Origin of the sequence: Vagococcus allomyrinae (assembly GCF_017829975.1) — a bacterium.
Taxonomy (GTDB): domain Bacteria; phylum Bacillota; class Bacilli; order Lactobacillales; family Vagococcaceae; genus Vagococcus_D; species Vagococcus_D allomyrinae.
The window spans coordinates 70,460-77,472 of the sequence record NZ_JAEEGA010000024.1 but is presented as its reverse complement, the minus strand read 5'-3'; the positions used below and the strand labels follow the sequence as shown (position 1 = coordinate 77,472).

Genomic DNA, 7,013 nt, shown 5'->3' with positions numbered 1-7,013 from the left:
ATGCTTATGTCAACTCAATAACGGTCCACTCTACCAGTTGAAAATAGGTCCACTTAAATTGACTATTTAAGCCATTCTTTTGTATCTTCAACTCTAAATGATGTCCCACTCATATCTAGAACGTGCGCTCTGTGAGCTAGACGGTCCACAATAGCTGCGGTAAGCATGGGATCTTTAAATGTTTCTTCCCATCTGTCAAAATTTAAGTTAGTTGTGATAATCATTGAGCCATTGTTACTGCGGTTTGACAATAAATTGAATAGAATTTCACTACCAACTTGATCAAATGTAACGTAACCCAGCTCATCCAAGATTACCAGATCATATTTACTGAAGCGGCGCTTATAATAGGTAAGTTGATTCGAACTCATGGCTTCTTTTAATTCGATCACCAAATTAGGGATACTGACAAAAAGAACGCTTTTCCCTGCTAAACAAGCCTCCATACCTAAGGTATTGGCTAAATATGTTTTACCAACGCCTGGATTTCCAATTAAAATGACGTTTTCCTGATTATCAATAAATCTCAAGTGTTTCAGCTCTGTTACTTGTTTTTGGAGTGGCTTACTTAAGTGGCTAGTTAGATAATCATTAAAAGTTGCCCGTGTGGGCAGCTTTGATAGTCTAATTAGCGTTTGGATTCGATTGGTTTTTCTGTTTTGTAGTTCAGCTGTGAGTAGTTTTTCAAGAAACTCTTCATAAGAATCATTTAAATCAACCGATTCCTTAATAAATTGGTCATAGTTCCGCTTAATAAATGCCAGCTTCAGTTGTTTAGCCGCCTCTGTTATCATCATCTAGAGCTCCTTTCCAAATGCAGTTGGGTATAAGCTTGTACTTGACCTCGCGCGGCGTCTACCGCCTTAGAAGGCAATGGATGTTTGGTAGAATCACGTGTTAATAATCGTTCTTTTCTTAACTGCACAATAATTTCTGGCAGAGGTTTATTCTGATTAGCTTCTAGTAATTGGATGAAGCGCTTCGGTTCTGATTGATAGTAACACCTAAAACAACGATATAAGTCTGGCAGACTTTGAAGAACAAGGGAATGTTCTAAAGCCTTTGGCTTTCTAGAGAGAGTCTTCAAATAATGCTTGATATCAATTTGATACTGACCTTTTCCTTGTATTAACTGGTGCTCACAAATGAAATTCCCTTGGTAAATTACCCGCAGTACGGATAGATATTTTTTTACAGTCACTTCTTTTCCTACAAGATAGTCGGGAACGGAATAAAAATTCCGCCCTAAAGAAATGAAACTGTATTTACTCACAGAATGAGTACTGATGATAGAATGCTCAAAATCAGAATATTTTTTTGCTAAGTAGCGTCGTTCTTCATCTATTTGACTTGGTTCATTTAGATTTACCAGCATTGCGTCGAGGTGCTCTTGAGCTGAATGAAGTGAGTCAAAGGCGTATACCTTTGTAAAAGCCTTGTTTCGAATGTGTTTGACACTCTGTTCAACATGCCCTTTTTCATTCCCGCTAAAAGCATTCGTTACGACTGGCGTAAAACCGTAAAACAAGGCTAACTTTACTAACTCATCATTGAGTTCCTTTTCATTTCGGCCAACAAATTTTTTGATGACATTTCTCATATTATCGTAAACAACTGTTTCATAAACGCCCGACACCTGGTTGAAAAACCGGGTATGGGCGTCTAGAAAGACTTGTTGATTAGCTGATTCATACAATTTAGCCCATCGATAACCTGAAGCAGGAGCTGAGAAAACAGCTAACATGTACGTTTTGAGCTCATTGTTAATTCTAAGCTTCACTTCCCCAAAATCAAACTCAACACGATAACCAAGCGCATACTGCTGTTTGATGAAAGCTTCCTTGTGTCGGTTTAGTTTCTCACGGACGTGTGCTGTAATGGTGCTCCGGCCAATATCAAATCCTTCGGATTGAATGAGTTCAAAAATCCCAATTGCGGTCATTCGTTGCTTATGCGGTCCCAATTGTCTTTTTTTTTCAATCTCCGACAGAATGATCTCATCGAGGCGCTTATCGATCTCTGGCGTATATTTTCTGGGTGATCTTTTAGTTGTATCATAAGTTGGTGCGCTTACTAATTTATCTTTGGCGGCTAAAGAATCAGGGGCTGCTTCAAGAACTTTCAGATTCTTTAGGTGTTGGTTCCAGTAATGCCCAACTGTTTTCCGATTAATCCCTAACTCTTTTGCGATTGAACGATTGGATCTTCCTGCTTCTTTTAATCGTATAATGGTTAATTTATCCAAAATGGTTTTCACTCCTTGAACCTCCAATAGAAATATGTCTACTTCTATTGTGGTGAATAGTGGACCGTTTTTCAATTGGATTTACTTAAGTAAGTGGCCCCATTTTAAATTAACATAAGCAAGTATAAAATCTCATTAAGCAGATATATTTGATTAAAGTCTATTGAAATAAAGTAGTCTGAAAGTTGTTTGGACACAGCTTTCAGACTATTTTATTAATTTTTTCAATAATCGTTTTTCTATATTTGGAAACAAAACCAAGCTTTCAAATATAGCTTAAATTAATGGACATTACCTTTTTAAAAGTTCAAAGAGAATTTTTGACCATTCAACTTCTGTCGGAATATTTGATAGTCTAATTTCCTTTGCGACATTAATAGTGTCAATCAAATGATGATTATAGATGCACACATCAATTTCGAGAACATCAATTATTGAGTTGGTCAGAGGTTTATTGAATAAAAAGGTAACATTAGTAGAATTAGGAAGAACATTAAGTATCATATTTTTTAAATAAATTAAGGAAGAAGGGGCGCCTGTCAATGAACATAAAATATTTTGTTTGTCCCGCTTTCTCAAGTTGTAATAAGACTTAGTGATCAGTGTTAACGAAACTGCAAGGTCTTTGTCGTAGGTAATCAGATTAGGATCTATTTTCTGAGAAAGTGCAGATTTCCAATTGCGATATGTATCAGAATAGTGTTGAAAAGTGTGTTCTTTTAGGGCGCCAGTTACTTTTTGAAATAATGGAGTTAAATCGCTTAAAATCATTGTATTAGACAAGAATGCAGATAGTATCATTTTTAAATCAGCGAGTTTAGCAGGGTGAAGTTCTTCCGCGCTAAAGAGGTCAGAAATTATTGGTTCGAAGACTGAAAAATGATTAGGTAATGCATCTATAAAATATTTTGTCTTAGATTCGTAAATTACACAATCTAATTGTATTAAAGAAAAAAAAACGTATTCATCTTCTGGAAGATTATCTTGAGTTAGTAGACGATTGATCAACTCTTTAACAATTTCAAAGCTACTAGTATCTATGAGTTGATCTATTGATGTTTGCGGTAGATCAACAAATTTTTTATGTTGTATTCTCTGTTCTATGATCCAGAACCAGTTTAATAATCTATAAAAATCAAGATTCAATCCCCTTTTCTTTGAATCTAAGGTAGCTTTTACCAAATTATACAATTTATTTTGTTGACTAGAGTCAGGTAAAACTGCACTTCCCTCATGCGCGTGTCTATAATATTGAAAGAAAAAGAATCGGATTTCAGGTTCATGTCCAGAAATTGAAATTGTTGGACTAGTATTTAAAGTCAAGTTAAACTCCAGTAAAAGATTTCGCAACTGGTTTAGGTATAGTCTCAAACTTGAAGACGAAATAAATAATTTATCTGAATATTCATCGATGGTGTACCCTTCTCCAAGGAAGACTGAATCAACAACTGTATTAATTGGATTTTCTGCCAAAAGCTGATTAATTGTTTTTGCTATCAAAAAAGGGTTTTCGGATTTGAGTACGAGCCCCTCGGATTCTTGATAAGTCAGTCTTGCGCTATTTGGCAAAAGTTCACTCAATTCTTTCAAATCATTTGAAAGTGTTTTACTAGTAACATTAAGCAAGCTAGATAATGTTTCAATTTTAATCGGCCCACTCGCTGATATAAGGGTGTTCAAAATATCTACCTTTCTTTTTGTTTTTTTATCAACAATTAATCTATACCCAATTTCATTCATAAGACTTCCTCCTTTTTTTTTTTTTCTAATAGATAAGAAAAAAATGAAATATAAAAAAGATGATTAGTAAGTTGAAAGAGCTTTCTTCTTAACTATCTTCTCGTTAACACAAAAAAATGATGAAAAGATAAAAGAAATCATTTTAAAAAATTAATTTATCATAGGGAAAAGCTAGTTTGACGGCATTTTCATAATGATGTATTCTAATTTTAACGAACGGGAAGTTTGTGAAAAAGTAATATTTTTTACTATTTTTTATGGAGAAGGTGAGCAATATTGGAAAAATTTTTAGGTATAAAAATTAGATCATTACGAACTTCGATGGGGATAAGTCAATCAAAACTTGCACAAGGATTAATTTCAAATTCTTATTTATCAAATATAGAGAAAGGGCGAAAAATACCATCATTTGAAATATTACATGAATTAGCGTCTCGTTTAGACACAACAGACACAATTTTTTATGAAGATAAAAATTTAGAGTTAAAAACTGAACAACTTTTAGTTTTTGAAAAATGTTTTGATTATATTAAAAGAGGTAATATAGATGATTATCATAAGACTTTAGATTTAGTGAATTACTATAAATTAGTTAATTTAGAATTTTGTTTTATCTATGACGCACTGGTAACAATAGCTGATTATAGACTCTTTGAACAAGAAGGAGGTCACAGAGAAGACGAAATAAACATATTACTTGAAGAAATAGACACACTAGAGGTGTCAGAACTGTTATCCGAACTATTACTTTATCTTCAAATCGTTCGATCGGTTTTTAATGAAGATTTTCCAAAGGCTGGTATGTGGTACCACGAATACGGCTCTCTCTTATTGAAAAAAGAAGCTATTGATGACTACATTGTAGCTGAAATGAACTCACTTGTAAATTATCTTAATTGTAACAAATTAGACTCGGCATATGAGATTGCTAATAACTTAGAATATTTTATTATGGAAAACGAGGAAAAACTGGGCAAGGCAAAATATAGCTTATATGCGTTATCGTACTATAGAGGGTTTATATACAAAAATTTGAACCTCCATTTTCAAAGTTTAAAGGCTTTTGCAAAGATGGATGATTCGATGATTCGGCGTGATGAACAGGGGCATTACCATTTTATTCTAAGTTTAATTGAAAGGGGCAATATATATGAATCTATTGATTCCACGTTAGCTGCATCCTACTACGAAGACGCATATATAGAATTTTGCAAGTATAGCCAGAACGAAGAGTCCTGGTATTGGTATGGAGAACCATTATCGCGTTTGTTTTTGTACTATTGCAAAGTTAAAGATTTTGAAAAATCAGAATTTTTGTTGAAGAAAAGTGAAAAAGTTAATCTATCACAATATGATGATCAAGCCTATTTACTTTATGGTAAAAGCCTATATGAAGAATATTTAGGAAATAGACAAAAGCAAGTTGATTATTTAGAACAAGCGCTTATACTTCAGAAACTCTCTAAAACAAAATTACTCATCAGAACTATTTGTTTAAAATTATCAAATGTTCATTACAATTCAAGTCAGTATAAAAAAGCACATTATTATCTGGTATATTGTGTTGAAAATGCCTCTTTATGAGAAATGTTCGGAAAACATAGTGAGGACAATCTGTTTTGGTTGGGTATATTACGAGGTTGTTTTCTAAAAACTGAAAAATGAGAAATATCCTATATAATTTTGATTGTCTTCGTAATGTAATCGGAAAAAATGCAAATAGGGAAGTGAGAATAATATATAGAATAGGAGTTGTTTACCTTAGTGAGAAGGATACCTCAAAATGGTTTTCTCCAAATTATTTATTTGATTTCGTAGAAGTAGAGTATGACAATATTTCAAATAAAGTAGAGAGCATTGATGGTTTGTTATTATCATTTGAAGAATTATCAAAAAATGAATTCACTAGAGATTATATTCAAGAAATACGTAGTTATACAAAAATTCCCATCTGGACAATTTCAAAAAAATCAGAGATTTCGGACAGGTTGTTTTTTCTTAAGCAGGGCATTGTTGCAAATCTCACCTATAGTTCTAACCAAGATGAGATAGATTTGGTTTTGTTTAATACTATGAAACAGGTTTTAAAACAAGGATATTCGTCAGTAAGTAAAAAAACTACAACTCAAATATTCTTAGATGAGAGTAGACGGCTATTCATATTTCAGAATAAACATGTTGTAAAATTAACGAATCTAGAATTTAAATTTTTATCATTATTACATGAAAACATCAATTCCGTTCTGACATACGAACAACTCTCTAATGAATTATGGAATGACTCTACAAAAAAAACGAAAATAAGGATATCTAATGTTGCTTTTCAACTAAGACAAAAATTTATTCAACAGAATTTACCGAGTGAGTTACTCCAAACCATTAGGTCAGTGGGATATATGTTAAATGTATCTTAAAAAAATAAGCCTGATATTTGAAAGGGGGGATGGATTTTCAAGATACAAAAAAATAAATGAAAGGAGAAGTTATGAAGTTTAATAAAAAAATGCTTCTAACAATGGTCGGAGTAGTCGTGATAGGTACAAGTTTTAACCTATTATACAACTACGATTTAAATGCAAAAGAATCTACGGAAATAGATGTGGTGGCTCAACAAGAACTTGATATCCCAATTGCCCCATCTGATACTCAGGAGCCAATGACTGCTGTTTCAGGGAATTGGGGAACGAGTACTTGGATATTTGATGACACCACTGGGGAGTTGAGTATTGATGAAGGACAGTTAGGCGCAGTCGCTAATGCCCCATGGAAAGGAACCCCCCCTCAAATACTAGCTGGGAATATTACCTCTATTGTCTTTCTAAATGAAGTTGTAATTCCAACAAATTCTACTGGTTTATTTCAGGGATTAACAAATTTAACTCGGATCGAAGGGGCGGAGTTGCTAAATACAAGCAATGTAACTTCTATGGCGGATATGTTTTCGGGGCTACTTAAACTAGAGTTTATTGATCTTTCCAATTTTGACACTAGTTCGGTCACGACTATGGCTAGTATGTTTAAGGGCGCA

Annotated in this window: 6 protein-coding genes; 3 read left to right on the top strand and 3 right to left on the bottom strand. The window is 33.5% G+C overall.

Features of this window, described 5'->3' with window-relative positions; genetic code table 11:
• Positions 1–62 precede the first annotated feature (62 nt).
• The 3 genes from istB to I6N95_RS25110 all read right to left on the bottom strand — a co-directional run bounded on the left by istB (position 63) and on the right by I6N95_RS25110 (position 3,985).
• Entirely contained in the window at positions 63–797 is a 735-nt protein-coding gene (istB, locus tag I6N95_RS25120; protein ID WP_245249869.1) for an IS21-like element helper ATPase IstB, read from the bottom strand.
• The gene (istA, locus tag I6N95_RS25115) at positions 794–2,257 is read right to left on the bottom strand and encodes an IS21 family transposase (RefSeq protein ID WP_347340605.1); all 1,464 of its coding nucleotides are present in this window, start codon (positions 2,255–2,257) and stop codon (positions 794–796) included. The genes istB and istA overlap by 4 nt, the downstream gene beginning before the upstream one ends.
• A 279-nt stretch (positions 2,258–2,536) precedes the next feature.
• Positions 2,537–3,985, bottom strand: a complete 1,449-nt coding sequence (locus tag I6N95_RS25110; RefSeq protein ID WP_209532653.1) for an AcpB/EbpR/MafR family transcriptional regulator — start codon at positions 3,983–3,985, stop codon at positions 2,537–2,539.
• A 276-nt stretch (positions 3,986–4,261) separates the two neighbouring features.
• On the opposite strand from I6N95_RS25110, the gene I6N95_RS25105 reads away from it, so the two are divergent.
• The 3 genes from I6N95_RS25105 to I6N95_RS25095 all read left to right on the top strand — a co-directional run.
• Positions 4,262–5,569, top strand: coding sequence for a helix-turn-helix domain-containing protein (locus I6N95_RS25105; protein WP_209532652.1), 1,308 nt, complete (start codon positions 4,262–4,264; stop codon positions 5,567–5,569).
• A 77-nt stretch (positions 5,570–5,646) separates the two neighbouring features.
• The gene (locus I6N95_RS25100) at positions 5,647–6,399 is read left to right on the top strand and encodes a winged helix-turn-helix domain-containing protein (RefSeq protein WP_209532651.1); all 753 of its coding nucleotides are present in this window, start codon (positions 5,647–5,649) and stop codon (positions 6,397–6,399) included.
• A gap of 71 nt (positions 6,400–6,470) precedes the next feature.
• The coding region (locus I6N95_RS25095) for a BspA family leucine-rich repeat surface protein (RefSeq protein WP_209532650.1) at positions 6,471–7,013 on the top strand (543 nt) is incomplete at its 3' end.

Excerpts from the sequence above, each read along its gene's own strand:
- I6N95_RS25100 (WP_209532651.1), top strand. The coding sequence starts at position 5,647 with ATGAGAAATATCCTATATAATTTTGATTGTCTTCGTAATGTAATCGGA.
- I6N95_RS25110 (WP_209532653.1), bottom strand. The coding sequence starts at position 3,985 with ATGAATGAAATTGGGTATAGATTAATTGTTGATAAAAAAACAAAAAGA.
- istB (WP_245249869.1), bottom strand. The coding sequence starts at position 797 with ATGATGATAACAGAGGCGGCTAAACAACTGAAGCTGGCATTTATTAAG.